Source organism: Mycobacterium sp. UM_CSW, from assembly GCF_000455205.1.
Lineage (GTDB): Bacteria > Actinomycetota > Actinomycetes > Mycobacteriales > Mycobacteriaceae > Mycobacterium.
In genome coordinates this window covers 1-22,306 of sequence record NZ_AUWQ01000032.1, presented here as the reverse complement: position 1 = coordinate 22,306, position 22,306 = coordinate 1, and the positions used below count along the sequence as shown (strand labels likewise).

The following is a 22,306-nucleotide window of genomic DNA, read 5'->3' as shown; positions in this document are numbered from 1 at the left end:
GCATGGATTTCGTGATCCAGTGGTTGTGGTACCTGCTCGCATTCGTGGCGGGCTCGGCCGTTGCCCGTGTGATCGCCAACATCTTGAACAAGCGCGTCGTCGTTGAGGAAGTCCCCGCCGTTGCGAACCGGCATGAGAGGCACGACGAGTGATGGACCACGTGCACTGGTGGCTGTTCGCCCTGTCCTTCGTGACGGGGTTGGTGTTGACGCTCGCGCTACGGGTGCGTCCCGTGAAACGTCAAGTGCCAGCGGGGGCGCCGAATGCCGGCGGGGTTACCGCGGACGCCGAGCCCGAGCGGCCCACGACCGTGCTACCCGTCGAGCAAGAGACGATTCCGGTTGCCGAGGAGCGGCCGACGACGACGGTTGGCGCCCAGCTCGATTTGTTGACCTCGAAGCCTCCCACCGTGGAAGAGGCGGAAGAGCTTGCGACGACAGAGGTTCCGGCCGCGCAAGAGCCGCCGGCGGCCATGATTCCCGCCGAGCAACCGGCCGAGGCGACGGAGAATCGGCCCGGGGACGAGCCGCCGACCACGACTCCGGCCGAGCAACCGACCGAGGCGACGGAGAATCGGCCCGGGGACGAGCCGCCGACCACGACTCCGGCCGCCGAAGAATCGCCCAAGCCCGGCCGATCCTTCCGGAGGTTCCGGCCGAAGCGGGCGCGGACCGCCGAAGACCCGCCGACGGAAATTCTCCCGATCGATCGACTGGCCGAGCTGACGGAGCCTCCCGTCGATCCGGAGTCCACGGCGACGGAGATTCCCGCCGATCAAGAGCCGACCGCCATGATCCCGGTCGAGGCGGAGCCCGAGACGACGCAGATTCCCGTCGAGCAAGAACCGCCGACGACCATGCTCCCCGTCGAGCCCGAGCCTGAGACCACGGAGATTCCCGTCGCTCCCGAACCGCCGCCGGTGGAAGAGCCACGAAAGACCGGGCTTTCGTTCCTTCGAAGATTCTTTTCCAAGCCGGAGCCGACCGCCGAAAAGCCGCCGAGGGGCAAGCGACCGGCGGCGAAGAAGGCCCCCGCGAAGAAGGCCCGCCCGGGCGCTAAGGGATCGCCTACGAAGAAGACTCCCGCCGGCAAAAAGCCGCCGCCGCGAAAGGTTTCGCCGGGCAAGAAGCCGCACGGCGCCAAGGCGCGCCCGGCGAAGCCGGCGCCGGTCGCCAAGCAGCCGGCGACCAAGTGGACCCCGGTGTTGCCGTATGAGCCCTACGGCCCGGGCTCCGCTCGCGCCACCCCGGATGGCGGCGGGCCGGCGGGATGGCTGGTGAAGGGCCGTTCGGATACCCGGCTGTACTACACCCCCGACGACCCGGCCTACGATCCGACCGTCGCGCAGGTCTGGTTCAAGGACGAGGCGGCCGCCGCGCGGGCCTGTTTCACGCCGTGGTGCAAGAGCTCCAGGAAGTAAACGCAGGACTTAGGTCGGCGCGGGGATGCGCAGCAGTAAGCGCGCCCCACCCAGCGGGCTGTCCTCCAGCGACGCCGTCCCACCGTGCAGGTGCGCCTGCTGGGCCACCAACGCCAGGCCCAGGCCCGATCCCGAATGCGAGGCCGTCGACCCGCGCGAGAACCGCTCGAACACCACCTGGCGCTCGGACTCCGGGACCCCGCTGCCGTTGTCGTCGACGGCGATCTCCACCCCGGCGCGCGAGCTGACCGCCGACAGCTGGACCCGGGTGGCGCCGCCGTGTTTGACGGCGTTGGCGATCGCGTTGTCGACGGCGAGGCGCAAGCCGGCGGGCAGACCCACGATGATGCAGGTCGGCGAGGGCACCAGGGAGACATCGAGGTCGGGGTAGACCCGCATGGCGTCGTGCGCCGCGCGGTCGAGCAGCTCGGTGATGTCGACCGGCACCTGATCGTCCGACGTCGACAGCTCGCCCTGGGCCAACCGCTCCAGCGCGCTCAGGGTGGCCTCGATGCGCGCCTGCGTGCGGATGACGTCGTTGACCACCTCTTTGCGTTGGTCGTCGGACAGGTCCAGGGTGGTGAGCACCTCGAGGTTGGTGCGCATCGCCGTCAGCGGGGTGCGCAGCTCGTGGGAGGACACCGCCGCGAAGTCGCGGGCCGATTCGAGCGCCTCCTTGGTCCGGTTCTGCTCGTCCCAGATGCGCTGCAGCATTCCCCTCATCGCCTCGGCGATCTCGACGGCCTCGCTGGCGCCATGCACTTCGACCCGCGGCGCCTCGTCGCCCGCGTCGATCGATCGGGTCTGCTGGGCGAGCTGTTTGAACGGGCGCACCGCGAACGCGGCCAGCAGCCACGCGAAAACCGCGGAAGCGCCGATGGCGAACCCGCAGATCAGCATCACCCGGCGGTGCAGGTTGTTGGTCTCGGCGAGGGTGGCGTCATAGGTGGCGCCGACGGCGAGCGAACTCGGTCCCGGCCCGGGTATCTCCACCGTGCGGACCCGGTAGCGCACCCCGTTGACGTAGGCGTCGCCGTAGTCGACGTCGAGTTTGGGCAGCGTGACGTCCGAATTCGACTTGACCTGGTTCCCGCGCCGGATCGTCATGATCGCGTCACGGTCGTTCGGTGAGCGCGGGATTTCGTCGAGACCGCGCGGCAGGAAGGGGATCGCGAAACCGGCGGCCTCGTCGAGGCGGCGGTCCAGCCGTTCCTTGCGGTCGTTGGTGATCCCGACCCAGACGACGGCGCCGACGATGAGCACCGGAATCGCCGCGCCGATGACCGTCGCGAGCACCACCCGGGTTCGCAGCGAGGGCGTACGGGCAAAGATCCGGGACAGGAGGTTCATGGCTGTGCGATCTGGTTACTGCATGGCTACTGCATTCGCAGCACGAACCCGACTCCGCGGACGGTGTGCAGCAGGCGGGGACCTCCGTTGGCCTCCAGCTTGCGACGCAGATACCCGATGAAAACGTCGACGACGTTGGTGTCGGCGGCGAAGTCGTAGCCCCAAACCAGCTCCAGCAGTTGCGCCCGGGACAGCACCGCGGTCTTGTGCTCGGCCAGCACCGCGAGCAGGTCGAACTCGCGCTTGGTCAGGTCGACGTCGACGCCGTTGACCCGAGCCCGGCGACCGGGGATGTCGACCTCCAGCGGACCGACCGTGATGGTTTCGGAGGAAGAGGTCGCGGTGGAGCCGCGGCGGCGCAGCAGCGCCTTGACCCGCGCGACCAGCTCGGCCAGCACGAACGGCTTGACGAGGTAATCATCGGCGCCGGCCTCCAGCCCCGCGACCCGGTCGTCGACCGAGCTGCGCGCGGACAGCACGCAGACCGGCACGTCGTTGTCCATGGCCCGCAGCGCAGTGACGACGCTGACGCCGTCCAGCACGGGCATGTTGATGTCCAGGACGATCGCGTCCGGCCGCGTCTCGGTGGCGCTGCGCAACGCCTCGGCGCCGTCGACGGCCGTCGACACCTCGAACCCGGACAGGCGCAGGCCACGTTCCAGCGAGGCGAGTACGTCGGAGTCGTCGTCGACGACCAAGACCCGGGGCGAGGTGGGACCAGTGTCCATGCCGCCCATCTTGCCTGATTGTCCGCGGTGGCGGTGGGAGGCGCGGCTCAGCCGCGAGCACCCGCGATCACCGGCGACTCAGGCCGCTGAGCTGGACCGCGAGCTGCCGTCGCACGGCGGGGACCTGCGCGGCCAGCCGTATCCCCGAGTTGCGGATCGGGCGCAACGGGCGCGGCAGGGTCGACATCCGGGTCAGCCGTCCGGTCAGTGTCAGCACCTGCTCGGCCCATCGCCGCTGGGTGGCCGCGTACGCGTCCAGGGCCGCATCGGGACCGCCGCCCAGCACCTCGGAGAGCGCGCCGGCCAGTGCGATCGCGTCGGTGATGCCGAGGTTCATGCCCTGGCCGCCGGCGGGGCTGTGCACGTGGGCGGCGTCGCCGGCCAGCAACAGCCGGCCGGCCCGGTAGGTGTCGGCGACCCGGTGGTGGATGTGGAACCGCGTCCCCCACAGCAGCTCGGTGACTGCCAACTCGCCGGGTCCGAACGTGCGGGAATCCAGCAGCGCCTGCACGAAATCGACCGATGGCGTCTTCGGAGCGTCGGCGACCGGCGCGACGATGCGGAAGATGCCGCCGGGCAGCGGCGCCACCACGGTCAGGCCTTCCTTGGCGTAGAACAGGATCACCTCGTCGCGGGGCGCCGGGCCGGCCAGCCGGACGTCGGCGAGCGCGAAGGACTCGGCGAATTCGCTTCCGGTGAACCCGATTCCGGCCTGTTCGCGCACCGTGCTGTGCATCCCGTCGGCACCGACGACGTAGCCGGCCCGGATGGTGTCACCGTCGTCGAAGACGGCGGTGACACCGTTCGCCTCCGGGGTGAGGCGGCTCAGGGTCTTGGGCCGGATCACCCGGCCGCCCAGTTCGTGCAGCCGCTCCAGCAGCAGGCGTTCGGTGTCGGCCTGGGAGAGCATCAGGCTGTACGGATATGTCGTCGGCAGCGCGCTGAAGTCGACCGGGATCAGGATCCGTCGGCCCGCGCGCATGGTGAATCGCGGCGCGATCAGGCCCGCCTTGACCATCCGCCGCGCCACGTCGAGCTCTTCGAGCACCTCGAGCGTCCGCGCGTTCACGACGGCCGCGCGGGTGGTGTTCTGGCCCTCGGCCAACGCGTCCACGACGACGGCGCGGACTCCCTTGGCGGTCAGGGAAGCGCCCAATGCCAGCCCGGTCGGTCCGGCGCCTACCACCAGGACGTCGGTGTCGTTCATGGTCGGCTCCTCTCGTTTCGTTAGTCAACGCTTGTTGGCATAACTCTCATGCTGGCGCGTCGGACGTAGGAAGTCAACACTTGTTGGCCTACAATTGTTGACATGAGGAGATCCTCGGAGCAGACCAAGGCCGCGATCCTTACGGCCGCCCGCGAGCGCTTCGGCGCGTCCGGTTTCCAGGCGGCCACCATTCGGGCGATCGCCTCGGATGCCGGGGTCGACCCGGCGATGGTGATGCGCTACTACGGCAGCAAGGACAAGCTGTTCGCCGCGGCGGCGGACTTTGACCTCAGGTTCCCGGAATTCGCGCTAGGGGAGCGCTCGCAGGTCGGGCGGTCGGTGGTCCGTCACTTCCTCGAACGCTGGGAGGGCGACGAGGCGCTGGTCATCCTGCTGCGGTCCAGCGCCACGAATGGCGAAGCGGCGCAACGCATGCAGGAGATTTTCGGGACCCAGCTGCAGCCGCTGGTCGCCACCTTGGTGCCGGCCGGGGAATCCGGGGTGCGGGCGGGCCTGGTCGCCACCCAGATCTTGGGTATGGCGTTGTGTCGCTTCGTGTTACGCCTGCCGCCGGTCGTGGCGATGTCGCGCGACGAGATCGTCGACTGGCTCGGGCCGACGATCCAGCGCTATCTCGGGCTGCCGGAGCAAGACGCGCACGCCGAGACTTAAGCCACTGCGACCCTTGCCGGCGTGTCGTGTGCGTGAGTTAAGTGTCGCGAGCAGAGCGCGCGGCGGGTAGGCCGATGTTGCGGTAGCGGCGCAGCCGCGCGGACAGCCGCTCGGCGGACGGTATTTCGCGCAGCGTGCATACTTCGGCGGCGATGGCGCGTGACAGCCGTTGGGAAAACTCGGTCGGTTCGTCCGCGGCGTCGGGATGCTCGGGGACGATGGCGTCGACAATTCCGGACTCCAAAAGATCAACTGACCGAATGCCTTGCGCCCCAGCAAGTTCCGGGGCATGAGCGGTGTCGCGGTACACGATCGCGCTGGCGCCCTCCGGCGGCAGTGGCGCCAGCCAGCCATGCAGCGCGGCCAGCACCCGATCAGCGGGCACCATCGCCAGCGCCGGTCCGCCGCTGCCCTGGCCCAGCAGCACCGACACCGTCGGCGTCTCCAGCGTGACGAGCTCGGCCAGGCACTGGGCGATCTGGCCGGCCAGGCCGCCCTCCTCGGCCTCGGCCGACAACGCCGGTCCGGCCGCGTCGATCAGCAGTACCAGCGGCAGTCGCAGTTCGGCAGCCAGCGCCATGCCGCGCCGGGCCTCCCGCAGCGACGCGGGTCCGACGAGCCCGCCGCTGATTCGCTGCTGCCCCAGCACCACCGCGGGCTGGCCGTTGAAGCGGGCCAGCGCCAGCAGGGTGGTCGCAGCTTCGCCGCGGCCGGTGCCGGACAGCAGCACGCAGTCGGTGGCGCCGTGGCGCAGCAGGTGCCCGACGCCCGGCCGGTCCGGCCGTCGCGAGGCCACGACGGAGTCCCACGCGGGCACGTCGGGCGTCGGTTCCGGTGGTGCCGCTCCGGGCGGCGCGTCGGGCGGATCGGCGATCACCCGCAGCGCGCGATCCAGCATCGGGCGCAGCTCGTCGAGCGCGACCACGCCGTCGATCACCCCGTGCCGCTGCAGGTTCTCGGCGGTTTGCACGCCGGCCGGGAACGGCTCGCCATAGAGCAGCTGGTAGACGCGGGGCCCGAGGAAGCCGATCAGGGCGCCGGGCTCGGCGACCGTGATGTGGCCCAGCGAGCCCCAGGAGGCGAACACCCCGCCGGTCGTTGGGTGGCGCAGGTAGACCAGGTAGGGCAGGTGTTCCCGTTTGTGCAGCGTGACGGCCGCGGCGATCTTCACCATTTGCAGGAACGCGACCGTGCCCTCCTGCATGCGGGTGCCACCGGAGCTCGGGGAGGCCAGCAGCGGCAGCCGCTCGGCGGTGGCGCGTTCCACAGCGGCGATGATCCGTTCGGCCGCGGCGACGCCGATCGAGCCGCCGAGGAAGTCGAACTCGCACATCACGAGAGCGACGCGGCGCCCGAATATGCGGCCCTCGCCGGTCAGCACCGCCTCGTCCCGGCCGGTGGCGGCGCGGGCGTCGGCGAGCTCGTGCGCATAGGACTCGGACACCGGCATGGCCATCGGATCGCTGTCCCAGCTCACGTAGGAGCCCGCGTCGAGCACGGCATCTTGCAGTTGTTCGGTCGTGATACGAGTCACCAGACGAGGCTATATAGGCTGGGTGAATGATCGGCGTCACCCAGACCGAAGCCGTTATGACCATCGAGCTGCAGCGTGCCGAGCGCCGCAATGCCCTGAATTCCCAGCTCGTCGACGAGTTGCGGGAGTCCATCCAGAAGGCGGGCGACGACGGGTCGACGCGCGTGATCGTGCTGACCGGCCAGGGCACCGTGTTCTGCGCCGGCGCGGACCTGTCCGGGGACGTATTCGCCGCCGACTACCCCGACCGGCTCATCGAGCTGCACAAGGTCATGGACGCGGTTCCCGTACCGGTGATCGGGGCGATCAACGGCCCCGCCATCGGCGCCGGCCTGCAGCTGGCCATGCGGTGCGATCTGCGAGTCGCCACACCGGACGCGTTCTTCCAGTTTCCGACCTCGAAATACGGTCTGGCCCTTGACAACTGGAGCATTCGCCGGCTGTCTTCGCTGGTCGGGCACGGACGGGCCCGGGCGATGCTGCTCACCGCGGAGAAGCTCACCGCCGACGCCGCGCTGCAAACCGGCATGGTCAACCGCATCGGGACGCTGGCCGACGCCCAGGCCTGGGCCGAGGAGGTCGCGCATCTGGCGCCGCTGGCGATACAGCACGCCAAGCGGGTGCTCAACGACGACGGCGCCTACGAAGAGCAGTGGCCGGAGCACAAGGAGCTCTTCGACAGAGCCTGGGCAAGCCAGGACGTGATCGAGGCGCAGGTCGCGCGGATCGAGAAGCGGCCACCGAAGTTCCAGGGAGCCTGACAGTCATGCCGCGGGGGGCGCTGCGACTGGCCGCCGGCACGGCCTCGCTGGCGGTCGGCAGTTGGTTGGTGCGTGCGCTGCACGGCGCGCCGGCCGCCCTCGGTGCGTCACCCGCCTCCATCCGCGCGGTGGCCGAGGGGTCGCCGCACTATTCCGACGGCGAATTCGTCAACCTCGACCCGGCGTCCATCTACAAGATGGACCGCGAGGAACTGCGCCTCATCGTGTGGGAGTTCCTGGGTAACCGCGGCGGCAGCCGTCCGCGCGCACCGATCCCGTTGGCCGCCCCGGAAATCTTCGACGGGGACGCCGCCCGGCTGGCCGTCAGCTGGTTTGGTCACTCGACGGCGTTGCTGGAAATCGACGGCTACCGCGTGCTGACCGATCCCGTGTGGAGCAATCGATGCTCGCCGTCGGACACCGTCGGACCCCAGCGGCTGCACCCGCCGCCGGTGCAACTGGAGGGGCTGCCCGCCGTCGACGCCGTGGTGATCAGCCACGACCACTACGACCACCTAGACATCGACACCGTCATGACGCTGGCACACACCCAGCGGGCCCCGTTCTTCGTGCCGCTCGGGGTCGGCGCTCACCTGCGTGCGTGGGGGATTCCCGAGCACCGCATCATCGAACTCGACTGGCATCAAGGCGCCAAGCTCGACGAGCTCACGGTGATTTGCATGCCGGCGCGGCACTTTTCGGGCCGCTTCTTCGACCGCAACACCACGCTGTGGGCGTCCTGGGCCTTTCTTGGTCCCCGCCACCGCGCCTATTTCGGCGGCGACACGGGCTACACCAAGAGCTTCACGCAGATCGGGGCCGACCACGGCCCGTTCGACCTGACCCTGCTGCCGATCGGCGCCTACAACACCGCGTGGCCGGACATCCACATGAACCCAGAGGAGGCGGTTCGCGCGCACCTCGACGTCACCGACTCGGGTTCGGGCCTGCTCGTGCCCATCCATTGGGGGACCTTCCGGCTGGCGCCCCACCCGTGGGCCGAACCCGTCGAGCGTCTGCTGGCGGCGGCGGACCCCGCCCGGGTCGAGGTGGCCGTGCCGTTGCCCGGCCAGCGCATCGATCCCGCCGCCCCGCGGAGGTTCAACCCGTGGTGGCGACTCTGACCCGCTAGAGCTCGGGTTGGCCGCGTTCGTACACCGTCACCCGATCGTGTTGGCCCCACCATTGCACGGGCTGACGGGAATCGACTTCGGTCCAGTCGGTTTCGAGTATCCGGTGCATGCGATCGTCGCCGGTGGCGCCGCCCTGGCCGTCGCCGACGTAGATGACGCGATTTCCCTTGTAGGCCAGCAGGATTCGCTCGCCAACGTCCTGGCCGTGGGGCGGCCACGAGAGGAACAGCGTCCGGTCGGGGTGTGATGCCGCCGCTTCGGCGCAGTCCTTCGCGCCGACGTCGACGTGCAGGACTTCGTCGTGCCATCCGTTGGTGGCCAGTGCCGCGCCCGGGTTGAGGTCATAGCAGACGACGGCGACGCCCACCTGCGCGAGCAGGTAGGCCCAGTAGCCCGTACCCGCGATCGGATCGACGAGGCCGCCGTGGGCGTGCTTCGCGACGAACGCCACGGTGTCGGGGTCGGGGATGGTCCAGCAGTATTTCCTGACGAGCAGTTGCCGGTTCGGCGCGCGCGCCATGCTTTCCTCTACGCTTCGGTCCAAGCGGAACTCACCGACCACGGGGTTACCCCGGAAACTGTCGGCCTCGACGCAATCCCTGACGGCTTCCCAATAGGGATTGTCAATGTCCGAATCGTCCGTGTCGAAGACCTTTCGTGCGCTGGCTTGCAGACAAATGTTGCGCCGCATCGTGTCCGCGGGGGGTCCGGAATGTTAAATCGAATGTCGTTCCGGCGACCATCGTCGCCAGGCTGTGTTGTATTGCGCGGCTCCTCCTCCCGCCGCACGCGGCGGGCATCGTCGCCACGCTAAAGTGTGCGGCCATGACGAAACGCGCGGCGGTTGCCGCGTCGCTGGCTTTGCTCGCGTTGACGGGGTGTGGGCCGGCGCGTCCGGTGTCCAGCCCGCCGCCCGCGGTGCCCGACGCGCCTCCCAACGAGGTGTCGGGCCTGGCGATCCCGGCCGGTCGGATCGACGAGGCCGTGGCGAAGGTCGACAGCCTGGTCGGCGACCTGATGAAGAGCACCGGCATCCCAGGCATGGCCGTCGCAATCGTTCATGACGGTAAGACCGTATACGCCAAGGGTTTTGGGGTCAGGGATACCAGCAAGGGCGATGCGCAGGGCAACAAGGTGAACGCGGACACGGTCTTCCAATTGGCGTCGGTGTCCAAGTCGGTCGGTGCGACGGTGGTGGCGCACCAGGTCGCCGACAGCGCCGTCGCCTGGGACACGCCCGCGGTGTCCAAGCTGCCGTGGTTCGCGCTGAGTGACCCGTATGTCACCGGCCACGTGACCATCGCCGACCTGTACTCGCACCATTCCGGGCTGCCCGACCACGCCGGTGACAAGCTGGAGGCCCTGGGATACGACCGCCGACAGGTGCTCGAGCGCCTGAAGTACCTGCCGCTGGCGCCCTTCCGGAACAGCTACGCCTACACCAACTTCGGGGTGACCGCGGCCGCCGAGGCCGTGGCGGCCGCGGCCGGCAAGCCGTGGGAGGACCTGTCCGCCGACGCGCTGTACCGCCCGCTGGGGATGACGGCGACGAGTTCGCGGTTCGCCGACTTCATCGCCAGGCCCGACCACGCCGTCAACCACGTCAAGGTCGGCGACAAGTGGGAGCCTCGCTTTCAGCGTGATCCGGATCAGCAGTCGCCCGCGGGCGGGGTGAGCTCCTCGGTCAACGACATGGCGCACTGGCTGATCATGTTGTTGGGCAACGGGACCTACCAGGGCCAGCGCATCACCTCGCCGGAAGCCCTGCTGCCGGCCACCACCGCGCAGGTGATCTCGTCTCCCGCGACGACGCCGAAGGCCCGGTCCGGTTTCTACGGCTACGGATTCAACGTGTCGGTGACCTCGTCGGGCCGCACCGAGTACAGCCATTCCGGCGCGTTCTCGTTGGGGGCGGCGACGAATTTCGTGGTGCTGCCTTCGGAGGATTTGGGGATCATCGCGCTGACGAACGCCGCGCCCATCGGTGTGCCGGAGACGCTGACCGCCGAGTTCATGGATCTGGTTCAGTACGGCGAGGTTCGGGAAAACTGGGCCGAGCTGTACAAGCAGGTGATCGGCTGGATGAACAACCCGGAAGGATCGCTGGTCGGAAAGCAGCCCCCGCCCAACCCGGCCCCCGCGCGACCGCTGCGCGACTACGCCGGCGTCTATGCCAGCGACTACTGGGGCCCGGCCGTCGTTGCCGAGCGCGACGGCGCGCTGCAGCTGTCGCTGGGGCCGAAGAATCGGACGTTCACGCTGACGCACTGGGACGGCGACACCTTCACCTTCCCGGTGACGGACGAAAACGCGCCGCCCGGAACGATTTCCAAAGCTACATTTTCTGGTTCGCCGGCAACCACCGTGAACCTGGAGTACTTCGACTCCGACAAGTTGGGAACCTTCACCCGATGATCGCGGGCCTCACCGATGCCGAGGTGGCCCAGCGGGTCGCCGAGGGCAAGAGCAACGCGGTCCCGGAACGCGCCACCCGCAGCGTCGCGGCCATCGTTCGGGCCAACGTCTTCACCCGGATCAATGCGATCCTCGGCGTCCTGCTGGCGATCGTGCTGGCGACGGGCTCGGTGATCAACGGGCTGTTCGGCCTGCTCATCATCGCCAACAGCGTCATCGGCATGGTGCAGGAAATCCGGGCCAAGCAGACTTTGGACAAGCTCGCGATCGTCGGGCAGGCGAAACCGTTGGTGCGCAGGCAATCCGGGAGCACCACGCTGATGCCGGGTGAGGTCGTGCTCGACGACATCATCGAGCTTGGCCCCGGCGACCAGGTCGTCGTCGACGGCGAAGTCGTGGAGGAGGAGAACCTCGAGGTCGACGAATCGCTGTTGACCGGCGAGGCCGACCCGATCACCAAGGCCCCGGGGGACGCGGTGATGTCCGGCAGCTTCGTCGTCACCGGCGTCGGCGCCTACCGCGCCACCAAGGTCGGCCCGGAGGCCTATGCTGCCAAGCTCGCGGAGGAGGCCAGCAAGTTCAGCCTGGTGAAATCCGAACTGCGCAACGGGATCAACCGGATCCTGCAGTTCGTCACCTATTTGCTGGTGCCGGCCGGTCTGCTGACCATCTACACCCAGTTCTTCACCACGCACGCCGGGTGGCGGCAATCGGTGCTGCGGACCGTGGGCGCGCTGGTGCCCATGGTGCCCGAAGGCCTGGTCCTGCTGACGTCGGTCGCGTTCGCGGTCGGGGTCGTTCGGCTCGGCCAACGCCAATGCCTGGTGCAGGAACTGCCCGCGATCGAGGGACTGGCGCGCGTCGACGTGGTGTGCGCTGACAAGACCGGCACCCTGACCGAAAGCGGCATGCGGGTTTCCGAGGTCGTGCAGATCGCGCCGTCCGAACCAGTCGCCGACGCGCTGGCCTCGCTGGCCGCGGCCGACCCGCGCCCCAACGCAAGCATGCGGGCGATCGCCGAAACCTACGACCGGTCCCCGGGGTGGATCCCCACTGCGACAGCGCCTTTCAAATCGGCCACCAAATGGAGCGGGGTGTCCTTCGGCGACCACGGCGACTGGGTGATCGGTGCGCCCGACGTGCTGCTGGATCCGGCGTCGGAGGCCGCCGAACGGGCCGAGGGCATTGGGGCCGAAGGCCTGCGGGTGCTGCTGCTGGGTCGAGCCGAGGTGGCCGTGGATCACCCCGACGCGCCGGGACGGGTCACGCCGGCCGCGCTGGTGGTGCTCGAACAAAAGGTGCGCCCCGACGCCCGCGACACCCTGGAGTACTTTGCGGCACAAGATGTTTCGGTCAAAGTGATCTCGGGCGACAACGCGGTGTCGGTCGGGGCCGTCGCCGGCAAGCTCGGGCTGCACGGCGACACGATGGATGCGCGTCAACTACCTACGGACCCGGACGAATTGGCCGACGCGCTCGACAGCTATACCACGTTCGGGCGGGTGCGGCCCGATCAGAAGCGGGCCATCGTGAAGGCGCTGCAATCGCACGGCCACAGCGTGGCGATGACCGGCGACGGCGTCAACGACGTGCTGGCGCTCAAGGACGCCGACATTGGCGTCGCGATGGGCGCCGGCAGCCCGGCGTCGCGGGCGGTCGCGCAGATCGTCTTGCTGGACAACAGATTTGCCACGCTGCCATATGTCGTCGCCGAGGGCCGGCGGGTGATCGGCAACATCGAGCGGGTCGCCAACCTGTTCTTGACCAAGACGGTGTACTCGGTGCTGCTGGCGCTGTTCGTGGGCATCGAGTGCCTGCTCGCCAAGCCGCTCAAGGCCGACCCGTTGCTGTACCCGTTTCAGCCGATCCACGTCACCATCGCGGCGTGGTTCACCATCGGAATCCCGTCGTTCATCCTGTCGCTGGCACCCAACAACGAACGCGCGTACCCAGGGTTCGTGCGCCGGGTGGTGTCGTCGGCGCTGCCGTCGGGACTGATCGTCGGCGCGGCGACGTTCGCCTCCTACCTGGTGGCCTACCACGGGCGTCATGCCACGTTCCGCCAGCAGGAGCAGGCGTCGACGGCCGCGCTGATCACGTTGCTGGTGACCGCGCTGTGGGTTCTTGCGGTGGCGGCGCGGCCCTACCAGTGGTGGCGCGTGGCGCTCGTCGCGTTCTCCGGCGTGGCGTACGTGGTGATCTTCAGCCTCCCGCTGGCGCGGGAGAAGTTCCTGCTCGACCCGTCGAACGTGGTGGTGACCTCGACCGCGCTCGGCATCGGCGTGCTGGGCGCCGCGGCGATCGAGGCGACGTGGTGGATCCGGGCCCGGATGCTGGGGGTGCGGCCGCGGCTGTGGCGGGAGCCGGTGACGGCCGCCAAGTAAAATTCCGGGCGAATCCTCGGGGAAGGGGCACGAAGATGGGATTCCTGGACAAGGCGAAGGACCTGTTGGCGCAGAACGCCGACAAGGTCGAGATGGCGATCGACAAGGCCGGCGAATTCGTCGACGACAAGACGCAGGGCAAATACTCCGACACCATCCACAAGGTGCAGGAAGAGGCGAAAAAGGCCGCCGACTCCGCTGCCACCGGCGACCAGAACTAGAGCGCATGGCGAAACTCTCCGGATCGATCGACGTACCGCTGCCGCCCGAGGTGGCCTGGAAGCACGCCTCTGACCTGTCCCGGTACAAGGAATGGCTGACCATCCACCGGGTATGGCGCAGCACGCTGCCCGACGACATCGAAAAGGGGACGGTCGTCGAGTCGATCGTCGAGGTCAAGGGCATGTACAACCGGATCAAGTGGACGGTCGTGCGCTACAAGCCGCCGGAAGGCATGACCCTCAACGGCGACGGCGTCGGCGGCGTCAAGGTGAAGCTGATGGCCAAGGTGCGGCCCGCGGAGCAGGGCTCCACCGTCGGCTTCGACGTGCACCTCGGCGGTCCGGCGCTGTTCGGGCCGATCGGCATGATCGTGGCCGCCGCGCTGCGCAGCGACATCAACCAATCGCTGCGGAACTTCGTCAGGGTGTTCAGCGCCGCGGATCCGCACACGAACGGTGACGGCGGCGTCCGTCGGTGATGCCCGGCCGATGAGTTTTCTTCCCGGCGGTAGTCGATACGTGTGAACCCCGATCACGGGGCCAAGACACCTCAGGAGGAGATCATCGTGCCCATCCGTGACGGCGCGCCGCTGGGCGCTCCCTGCTGGATCGATTTGACGACGTCGGACCTGGACCGCGCCCAGGACTTCTACGGCACGGTGTTCGGCTGGACGTTCGAGTCCGCCGGGCCCGAGTACGGCGGATACGTCAACGCGGCCAAGGACGGCCACGCCGTCGCCGGCCTGATGGCCAACCGCCCCGAGTTCGGGTCGCCGGACCAATGGGCCACCTACTTCCACACCGCCGACGTCAACGCGACGGTGTCCGCGATAACCGCGGCGGGCGGCTCGCTGTGCATGGGGCCGATGGAGATCCCGGCCAAGGGCCACATGGCCGTGGCGACCGACCCGTCCGGAGCGTTCTTCGGGCTGTGGCAGCCGTTGCAGCACCACGGCTTCAATGTGATCGGGGAGGCCGGTTGCCCCGTGTGGCACCAGCTGACCACGCGCGACTTCCGTGCCGCGGTCGACTTCTACCGCGAGGTGTTCGGGTGGCGCACCGAGCAGGTTTCCGACACGGACGAATTTCGCTACACCACCGCATCATTCGACGGTGAGCAATTGCTCGGCATGATGGACGGCGCCAGCTGCCTGCCCGAGGGAGTTCCGTCGAATTGGACGATCTTCTTCGGCGCCGAGGATGTCGACAAGACGCTGCAGGTGATCGCCGATAATGGCGGCGCCGTGGTGCAGGCGGCGGAGGACACCCCATACGGCCGGTTGGCGGCGGCGACCGACCCGACCGGCGTCGTCTTCAACCTGTCGTCGCTGCAGAGCTAGCGGGCGTTGATCACACCGGCGCAGGGGCGGGTCGGCTAGTCTCCCAACCATGACTCGCCGCCTGCGTCCCGGTTGGCTGGTCGCGCTTTTTGCCCTGCTCATCTCGGCCAGCACCTGGATGCCGTGGCTGACGACGGCGACGGGCGGTGGGGGCTGGGCCAATGCCATCGGCGGGACGCACGGCAACCTGATACTGCCGAGGGGCTTCGGTGCGGGACAGCTGATCGTGTTGCTGTCCTCGACGCTGCTGGTGGCGGGGGCGATGGTGGGCCGTGGCCTGTCGGTGAGGGCCGCTTCGGTTGCGGCGCTGGTCATTTCGCTGCTGATCGTCGGGCTGACGGTGTGGTACTACAAGCTCAACGTCAACCCGCCGGTGTCGGCGGAATACGGTCTTTATGTTGGCGCCGTCGCCGCGGCCTTCGCGGTGGTCTGCTCGCTCATGGCGGTGATCACGGCGCTGGCTTCGGGCCGGTGATGTTCAGCCCGACGGGAACTCGTGCCTGCCGGACGCGGCGCTGTCGTCGGGCTCGTTGACGCCGAACACGAAGGGCGCGAACACGATTTCACGCCCGTCGGGGTCGCGGTATGTGACCGCGCCAGTGGCCTCCCAGTACGGGTGCTGCTGCACGGGTGCCAGCCCTGCAGCCTGAAGCCGCGCGATCGCGGCCTGCTGCGCCTCCCGGTCCGGGAAGTACAGGCAGAGCTGTTCGTGGGGATCTACGGCGACGGGCTCGGCCGACTCGACGATCTCCAGCGTCAGGTTCCAGCTGGGCAGGCCGAAGATGGCGCCGTTGCTGCCGTAGCTGGCCTCGAACGTCTCGTAGAGCGGCAGCCCCACCAGCTCACGGTAAAACCGCACTGTCTCTTCGAAGTTCGACGAGCGCCGGGCGAAGCGGAGGCCGCCGAGCGGCGCCAACTGCGGTGGCCAGTGCGTGTGCCGGCGGCGGGATCCGTAGGACATCGTCACAGCCCCACCGCGCTCGCCGCCGACTCCGCGGTATGCCAGCGCCGCAGCTGATCCCCGGGGGCCCATGTCGAATGCGTGCCGCTGGAAATGCGTTCGGGGAGTTGGAGTTTGCACACCGGGCCGTCGCCGATGCGCGCGGCGTCGAAGACCAGGCAGTACGAGGCGTCGGCATTCATGTCGGTGGTCAGCGTGACCAGGTAGCCGTCGTCCTCACCAATCCCGCCGACCCGGGGCGCCATCGCGGTCTCGCTTCCGTAGACGCCGTCGCCGAAGGAGATGCCCTCCTGCTTCCCGGTGAGCACGTCGTGTTTGACCAGGCCGTCGAACAGGAACCAGCCCGGTTTGCCGGTGGCGGCGTAGGTGTACCGGTAGGCGCTCGTGGCGTAGTCGGGGTTGATCGTCCCGAATTCGGTGATCGATTCCGACAGCTGCTCTTCGATGACCGCGCCGGTGACCAGGTTGAAGCGCCACCGGTGCAGCCGGGCCTGCAGCCGATCCAGAGCCAGGAACCGAAAGAGCTTCTCCCACTTGGTTCCTCCGGTGTCGAGCGGTTGGGGATCGCCCTCGAAGAAGCCGTCGAGCACGATCTCGTCGCCGTTCTCGTAGGCGTTGACGAAGTGCAGCACGAACGTCGGGTCCGCCTCGAACCATCGAATGTCGCCCGTCGAGCCCCGGCGGGGGAGCACGGCGAAGCGCGACGGGATGTCGGGGTAGAAGCGCGGCAGGTGCACGTCGTGCTCGAGCAGCCGCGGATCCCAGAACAACGGGAAATCGTTGAGTATCACGTAGTTTTCGGTGAACGCCATGTCGTGCGGGAGCCGCGGTCCCGGCAGCGGGATGTCGACGTAGTGGACCAGTTCGTCGTTCTGGTCGACCACGCCGTAACGCATGTACGGCTCCTGCTTGCTGTAGTTGAAGAACAGCAGCTCGCCGGTCTTGCTGTCGACCTTGGGATGCGCCGACACGCCCCAGTCGGTGGGGAAGCGACCGTTCCAGGTCTCCTTGCCGATCGTGTTGGCCGAATACGGGTCGACCCGGTACAGGTCGCCGCACTGATAAAAACTGGTCAGCGCGATTCCCCGGTGGACGATCACGTCGGTGCTCGATGCGTCCTTCATCCGGGTGCGAGCACCCCACCCGTCCTCCCGCTTGGTCAGTTGCACGGCCTCGGCCAAACCCGGCCACAGCGGCTCGCCGGCCTCGTTCTCTGCGAGGAAGCCGTCCGTGCGGACAAAACGGTTGCGGTAGAAGGCTTTTCCGTCCCGGAAGCCGACCACGTGCAGCATGCCGTCGCCGTCGAACGGGTGGTAGGTCTTCAGCGCCGGGTGCAGCGGATTCTCGGTGTTGCGCAGGTAGATGCCGTCCAGGTCGCGGGGGATTTCCCCCTCCACGGCGGTCAGGTCGTCGGCGTCCCACTCCGTCGTCTGCGGGCGCCAGGGCCCGGTCCGGTAAGGATGGTCGTCGTCTTCGGGCAGCGTGGACAGGTACTTGCCGACGATCGCCACGTCCATGGTCATGATCCCTCGGTTGCGCTCACGACGAAACTGACGGTGGTGGCGGTGCTGCCGCCGAAGTTCAGGGTGCCGAAGGTCTTCGCGTCCTCGACCTGATAGTCGTCGGCCGCGCCGCTGACTTGTCTGGCCGCGTCGAGCAGCATCCGAACGCCGGACGCACCGACGGGGTGGCCGCCGCCGATCAGTCCGCCGCTGGGGTTGATGGGCAGCCGGCCGCCGATCTCGATCTCGCCGTTTTCGATGGCCTTCCAGGATTCGCCCGGGCCGGTGAGCCCAATGTGGTCGATGGCCAGGTACTCGCTGGGCGTGAAGCAGTCGTGCACCTCGAACCCGTCGAGGTCGTCGAGCGTCACGCGGGCCCGGCGCAGGGCGTCGAGGACCGCCGCCCGCACATGGGGAACCACATAAGGGTCGTCTACGGCGCGGTCGAGCTTCTGCCGCAGACCCAGCCCGACGGTGCGGTGTCCCCACCCATCGATGCGGCCGATCGGGCGTGCGTCCGGGTGGTCGCGCAGGTATGCGTCGTTGACCAAGACCAGTCCCGCGCCGCCGTCGGTCATCTGGCTGCAGTCGAACCGGCGCAACCGGCCCTCGGTGATCGGGTTGGTCGCGTCGTCGTCGGTGATCGGGTCGGGCACCGTCCAGCCGCGCGTTTGGGCGTTGGGGTTGCGCCGCGCGTTGGCGAAATTCAGCTGCGCGATCGCCCGCAGGTGCGTGTCGTCCAGGCCGTACCGCCGGTCGTACTCGTCGGCGATCTCGGCGAACATCGACGGCCACAGGTAGCGAGCGCCGGCGCCCTCGTGCCCGGTCCATGCGGCGGCGCCGAGATGCTGGGCCGCGGTATCGCCCGGCACCGTCTTCTCCAGCTCGATGCCCACCACCAGCGCGGTGTCGTAGGCGCCCGACCGCAGATCGGCCATCGCCGACAACGCGGCGACGCTGCCCGACGCGCACGCCGCCTCGTGCCGCGAGGCCGGGGTGTCCCAGAGTTCGTCGCACACCGTGGCCGGCATCGCCCCGAGGTGACCCTGGCCGGCGAACATCTCGCCGAACGCGTTCCCGACATGCACGACGTCGATATCGGCGGCGTCGACTTTCGCCGCGGTGAGCGTCCCCTCGACGACCTCGGCGGTCAACGAGGCGAAGTCGCGGCCCTCCCTGGTGAGGTTGCGAGCGAAATCGCTTTGGTAGCCGCCCAGTATCCACACGCCCGTCGAGCCGTCCATATGCCGCACGCTACTCCTGGACGGTTCGGCCGAGTGGCCAAAAAAGGGACGGCCCCGTCGGCTCTCGGGCTGAACCGACGGGACCTAGACGAACGCGAAGGCCGGCCGACGCATTCGCCTCTTTTGGAACATTGCCGCCGAGCGTGATCGACAAACAAATTGGCTCAACCTGGCAGCTGATCGTCAGAACCGGCGCTGACTTGGGGCAATTTGGCTTTGCGCTGTTCAGGGCGCTGCGGCGTCTCGCGCAGGCTCGGTCGGCCGCTGCTGGAGGGCTTGGGCATCGGCGCGGTCGAGGGTCGCCAGGTCGATGCCCTTGGTCTCACGGGCGGCCAGCGCGGACACGGCGCTCACCGCCGCGGTGGCCGCCAGGTACCAGGAAATGGGCACCGAGGATTTGTAGGTCTCGAGCAGGCGCACGGCGATGATGGGTGCCAGCGAACCGGCGACGATCGAGGTGACCTGGTAGCCGAGCGACACCCCGGAGTAGCGCATCCGGGTCGGGAACATCTCCGCCATGGCCGCCGGCTGGACGGCGTACATGACACCGTGGAACACCAGACCGATGATGACGGCCGCCAGGATAATCGCATTGCGGCGGGTGTCCATCATCGGGAAGGCGAAGAATCCCCAGGTGCACGCGCAGACCGCGCCCACGAAATAGATTGGGCGCCTGCCGAATCGGTCGCTGAGGCTTCCGGCCAGCGGGATGACCACGAAGTGCACGGCGTGCGCGATGAGCAACCACGACAGGATCGCCTTGGTGTTGGTGTGCACGTGGACTTTGAGGTAGGTGATGGTGAACGTGACGACGAGGTAGTACATGGTGTTCTCACCGAAACGCAGGCCCATGGCGGTGAAAACGCCGCGCGGATAACGCCTTAAGACCTCGATAGCGCCCAACTGCCTGGCCTTGGTGCGGTCGACCTCCCGTTGCGCCTCGAGAAAGATTGGCGCGTCGGTCACCTTCGTGCGGATGTAGTAGCCGATCAGCACGACGACCGCGGACAACCAGAACGCGACGCGCCAGCCCCAGCTCAAGAACGCCGCGTCAGACAGCGTCCAGGTGAGACAAAGCAGCACGATGGTGGCCAGCATGTTGCCGCCGGGCACGGCCGCCTGGGGCCAGCTCGCCCAGAAGCCGCGGCTCTCCTTCGGGCTGTGCTCGGCGACGAGCAGGACGGCGCCGCCCCATTCGCCGCCGACGGCGAAGCCCTGGAGGAAGCGCAGTACCACCAACAGGGTGGGCGCCCAATAACCGACCTGGGCGAACGTCGGCAGGCAGCCCATCAGCACGGTCACGGCGCCCACCAGCAGCAGGCTGAACTGCAGCAGCTTCTTGCGTCCGTACCGATCGCCCAGTTGGCCGAAGACGAGGCCGCCGAGCGGGCGGGCGGCGAAGCCGACGGCGTAGGTCACAAAGGAGGCGAGGATCGCGTCGAGCTCGTTGCCGCCGCGCGGAAAGAACACCTTGCTGAACACCAGCGTGGCCGCGGTCCCGTAGAGGAAGAATTCGTACCATTCGACGACGGTGCCGGCCATCGACGCGGCGACCACGCGGCGAAGAAAGGTCCGGCTCTGGAATGGGTCCTGCTGCAACTGATTAGGGACACTCACCGGATGTCCTCCTAGGTGGACCGCCCGCGAGGGGCGCCGACCGCGTGTGCTGGCGGAAGGGAGCGTACCCGGCCCGGGTTACGGATCCTATACGGCGAGCAGACGCAGAATCGCACGCACGAGGCTCGTACAGTGCGATTCTGCGTCTGCTCGGCAGAAAGCGCTGCGCCGGAGAAACCGGTGAGTTGCGACACGGTCACGGATGCATACCTATCCGCTGATCGCTGGTCACATTAGCCCCGTGAATCACTATCGTCACATGAGCCAGCTGCGGACGTCAATTGCGACGGCCCGCTCCCGGGAAAGGTGTGACATTGACGGCGATTCCCCGGATCGTGTCGTTATCGATGGCGTCGGCGACCGCCCTCGGTTTCTTCGTCGTGGTCGGCCCCGCGCCGACGGCGCACGCCACTCCCTGCAGCGCGCCCGAAGCGAACGCCGACCCCCCGGCCGCGCCGCCCCCGATGCCGGCCCCCCAACCCGTCGTCCAACCGCCGACCGGACGTCGGCCGACTCACGCGAACGACCAGGCGCCGTTGCCCAAGCTGGGTCCGCTGATCTCCTCGTTGCTCAAGCCGGGAACGACGGGCGGCCAGCGCTACTCCGCGCCGATACAGCCCCAGGCCGGCGTCGTTCCGCCGCCCGGGCCCAACCCGCCCGCGCCGGGTTTCCCGCAAGTGCCGAACGCGGCCCCGGTCCAGCCGCAGCCGGCCCCACAGCCGGCGGCGCAGCCGGCGCCCCCGCCCCCGGCCAATATCGCGGGGGCACCGACATCGCTGGTCGACTGGGTGACCGGACCAAACGGCCCGAACAAGACCCTCGAGCGATTTAGCATCTCGGGAACCGACCTCGGGATCATGTGGGACAACGGCGACCCCGTCAACCGCCAGGTGCTCATGGCCTTCGGTGACACGTTCGGCTATTGCAAGGTCCGCGGCCAGCAATGGCGATACAACACGCTGTTCCGCAGTTCGGATCGCGACCTGTCGCACGGAATCCACATCGCCGACGGGGTGCCCAACGATAGGTATTCCGGCTCACCGGTGTGGGCGTCCAATCTTTCCAAGCAGGTCGTCAACACCATCCACAAGGCGCCGCACGAAACCGGCATCATCCCGACCACCGCCATGTCCCTGGGGCGAACCCAGTACATGAGCTACATGTCCATCCGACAGTGGGGCCGGGACGGGGAATGGCAGACGAACTACTCCGCGATCGCGAGATCCGTTGACAACGGCCAGAACTGGGGGATCTTCCCCAGCAGCATTCGCACCGCCTCGGCGGACGCCATCCCCGGGGTCCCCTTCACGCCGGGCAATGAGAATTTCCAGATGGGCGCGTTCATGAAGGGGAACGACGGTTACATCTACCAGTTCGGCACCCCGTCGGGGCGCGGCGGCGCGGCGTTTTTGTCGCGGGTTCCCCCGAACTATCTGCCCGACCTGAGCAAGTACCAGTACTGGAACGGCGACAACGGCGGACATTGGGTCGCCGCCAATCCCGGGGCGGCGACGCCGCTGTGGCCCGGGCCGGTCGGGGAGATGTCGGCGCAGTACAACAGCTACCTCAAGCAGTACCTGGTGCTCTACACCAACGGTGGTAGTAACGACGTCGTCGCGCGGACCGCGCCGACGCCGACCGGACCGTGGAGCGGGGAGCAACCGCTGGTGTCGTCCTTCCAGATGCCCGGCGGCATCTACGCGCCGATGATCCATCCGTGGTCGTCGGGCCGGGATCTCTACTTCAACCTGTCGCTGTGGTCGGCATACGACGTGATGCTGATGCACACCGTTCTGCCATAGTGGCGATCGCAAGCG

The 22,306-nt window shown here is 68.2% G+C and carries 20 protein-coding genes and 1 pseudogene; 12 read left to right on the top strand and 9 right to left on the bottom strand.

The genetic code is table 11. The annotated features are described in order from the left end of the window. Nucleotides 1-2: 2 nt before the first annotated feature. Together N415_RS32240 and N415_RS30635 are read left to right on the top strand one after the other, a co-directional pair. The gene (locus N415_RS32240; protein WP_193376445.1) at nt 3-152 is read left to right on the top strand and encodes a hypothetical protein; all 150 of its coding nucleotides are present in this window, start codon (nt 3-5) and stop codon (nt 150-152) included. Nucleotides 153-1,153: 1,001 nt separating this feature from the next. Next, nucleotides 1,154-1,420, top strand: a pseudogene (locus tag N415_RS30635) (hypothetical protein); the annotation flags it as partial. 9 nt (nt 1,421-1,429) lie between these two features. On the opposite strand, the gene N415_RS13115 reads toward N415_RS30635, so the two are convergent. Genes N415_RS13115 through N415_RS13105 form a run of 3 tightly spaced genes read right to left on the bottom strand, consistent with a single transcriptional unit; the run spans nt 1,430 to nt 4,705 of the window. Beyond that, on the bottom strand, nt 1,430-2,770 hold the full coding sequence (locus N415_RS13115) for a HAMP domain-containing sensor histidine kinase (RefSeq protein ID WP_068182078.1): 1,341 nt from the start codon (nt 2,768-2,770) through the stop codon (nt 1,430-1,432). A gap of 26 nt (nt 2,771-2,796) precedes the next feature. Further along, nucleotides 2,797-3,507: a two-component system response regulator PrrA gene (gene prrA / locus N415_RS13110; protein WP_142276448.1), complete on the bottom strand. Its 711-nt coding sequence runs from the start codon at nt 3,505-3,507 to the stop codon at nt 2,797-2,799. A gap of 58 nt (nt 3,508-3,565) precedes the next feature. Then, nucleotides 3,566-4,705 (bottom strand): FAD-dependent monooxygenase, encoded by a 1,140-nt coding sequence (locus tag N415_RS13105; protein WP_068182074.1) that lies wholly within the window; start codon nt 4,703-4,705, stop codon nt 3,566-3,568. Nucleotides 4,706-4,807: 102 nt separating this feature from the next. On the opposite strand from N415_RS13105, the gene N415_RS13100 reads away from it, so the two are divergent. Then, nucleotides 4,808-5,377, top strand: coding sequence for a TetR family transcriptional regulator (locus N415_RS13100; RefSeq protein WP_068182071.1), 570 nt, complete (start codon nt 4,808-4,810; stop codon nt 5,375-5,377). Nucleotides 5,378-5,414: 37 nt separating this feature from the next. On the opposite strand, the gene N415_RS13095 is transcribed toward N415_RS13100, so the two are convergent. Then, a complete protein-coding gene (locus N415_RS13095; protein ID WP_068182068.1) occupies nt 5,415-6,911 on the bottom strand; it encodes a carboxyl transferase domain-containing protein in 1,497 nt (498 codons plus the stop codon). A gap of 26 nt (nt 6,912-6,937) precedes the next feature. Between N415_RS13095 and N415_RS13090 the strand changes: the two genes are divergently transcribed. Continuing rightward, the gene (locus N415_RS13090) at nt 6,938-7,672 is read left to right on the top strand and encodes an enoyl-CoA hydratase (RefSeq protein ID WP_068182065.1); all 735 of its coding nucleotides are present in this window, start codon (nt 6,938-6,940) and stop codon (nt 7,670-7,672) included. A gap of 5 nt (nt 7,673-7,677) precedes the next feature. Continuing rightward, the gene (locus N415_RS13085) at nt 7,678-8,796 is read left to right on the top strand and encodes an MBL fold metallo-hydrolase (protein WP_068182063.1); all 1,119 of its coding nucleotides are present in this window, start codon (nt 7,678-7,680) and stop codon (nt 8,794-8,796) included. Nucleotides 8,797-8,800: 4 nt separating this feature from the next. On the opposite strand, the gene N415_RS13080 is transcribed toward N415_RS13085, so the two are convergent. After that, on the bottom strand, nt 8,801-9,325 hold the full coding sequence (locus tag N415_RS13080; RefSeq protein ID WP_152531363.1) for a hypothetical protein: 525 nt from the start codon (nt 9,323-9,325) through the stop codon (nt 8,801-8,803). Nucleotides 9,326-9,630: 305 nt separating this feature from the next. Here N415_RS13080 and N415_RS13075 point away from each other — a divergent pair, with 305 nt between their 5' ends. The 6 genes from N415_RS13075 to N415_RS13050 all read left to right on the top strand — a co-directional run bounded on the left by N415_RS13075 (nt 9,631) and on the right by N415_RS13050 (nt 15,640). After that, complete coding sequence (locus N415_RS13075) at nt 9,631-11,220, top strand: serine hydrolase (RefSeq protein WP_068182058.1); 1,590 nt, start codon at nt 9,631-9,633, stop codon at nt 11,218-11,220. Then, the gene (locus tag N415_RS13070) at nt 11,217-13,604 is read left to right on the top strand and encodes an HAD-IC family P-type ATPase (protein WP_068182056.1); all 2,388 of its coding nucleotides are present in this window, start codon (nt 11,217-11,219) and stop codon (nt 13,602-13,604) included. Before N415_RS13075 ends, N415_RS13070 begins: the two co-directional genes overlap by 4 nt. Before the next feature lie 35 nt (nt 13,605-13,639). Continuing rightward, complete coding sequence (locus N415_RS13065; RefSeq protein ID WP_068138600.1) at nt 13,640-13,825, top strand: antitoxin; 186 nt, start codon at nt 13,640-13,642, stop codon at nt 13,823-13,825. A 5-nt stretch (nt 13,826-13,830) separates the two neighbouring features. Then, a complete protein-coding gene (locus tag N415_RS13060) occupies nt 13,831-14,304 on the top strand; it encodes an SRPBCC family protein (RefSeq protein ID WP_068182053.1) in 474 nt (157 codons plus the stop codon). Nucleotides 14,305-14,391: 87 nt separating this feature from the next. Next, the gene (locus tag N415_RS13055; RefSeq protein ID WP_068182100.1) at nt 14,392-15,165 is read left to right on the top strand and encodes a VOC family protein; all 774 of its coding nucleotides are present in this window, start codon (nt 14,392-14,394) and stop codon (nt 15,163-15,165) included. A gap of 49 nt (nt 15,166-15,214) precedes the next feature. Continuing rightward, nucleotides 15,215-15,640: a hypothetical protein gene (locus N415_RS13050; RefSeq protein ID WP_068182049.1), complete on the top strand. Its 426-nt coding sequence runs from the start codon at nt 15,215-15,217 to the stop codon at nt 15,638-15,640. A gap of 3 nt (nt 15,641-15,643) precedes the next feature. Here N415_RS13050 and N415_RS13045 read toward each other — a convergent pair whose 3' ends face one another. The 4 genes from N415_RS13045 to N415_RS13030 form a co-directional block, all read right to left on the bottom strand. Then, the gene (locus N415_RS13045) at nt 15,644-16,126 is read right to left on the bottom strand and encodes a VOC family protein (RefSeq protein ID WP_068182047.1); all 483 of its coding nucleotides are present in this window, start codon (nt 16,124-16,126) and stop codon (nt 15,644-15,646) included. Nucleotides 16,127-16,128: 2 nt separating this feature from the next. After that, the gene (locus tag N415_RS13040) at nt 16,129-17,643 is read right to left on the bottom strand and encodes a carotenoid oxygenase family protein (protein ID WP_068182042.1); all 1,515 of its coding nucleotides are present in this window, start codon (nt 17,641-17,643) and stop codon (nt 16,129-16,131) included. A gap of 2 nt (nt 17,644-17,645) precedes the next feature. Further along, nucleotides 17,646-18,872: an acetyl-CoA acetyltransferase gene (locus tag N415_RS13035; RefSeq protein ID WP_068182038.1), complete on the bottom strand. Its 1,227-nt coding sequence runs from the start codon at nt 18,870-18,872 to the stop codon at nt 17,646-17,648. A gap of 225 nt (nt 18,873-19,097) precedes the next feature. After that, the gene (locus N415_RS13030) at nt 19,098-20,414 is read right to left on the bottom strand and encodes an MFS transporter (RefSeq protein WP_152531365.1); all 1,317 of its coding nucleotides are present in this window, start codon (nt 20,412-20,414) and stop codon (nt 19,098-19,100) included. Between the two features lie 422 nt (nt 20,415-20,836). On the opposite strand from N415_RS13030, the gene N415_RS13025 reads away from it, so the two are divergent. Beyond that, a complete protein-coding gene (locus N415_RS13025; RefSeq protein WP_081665224.1) occupies nt 20,837-22,291 on the top strand; it encodes a DUF4185 domain-containing protein in 1,455 nt (484 codons plus the stop codon). The last annotated feature ends 15 nt before the right edge of the window (nt 22,292-22,306 follow it).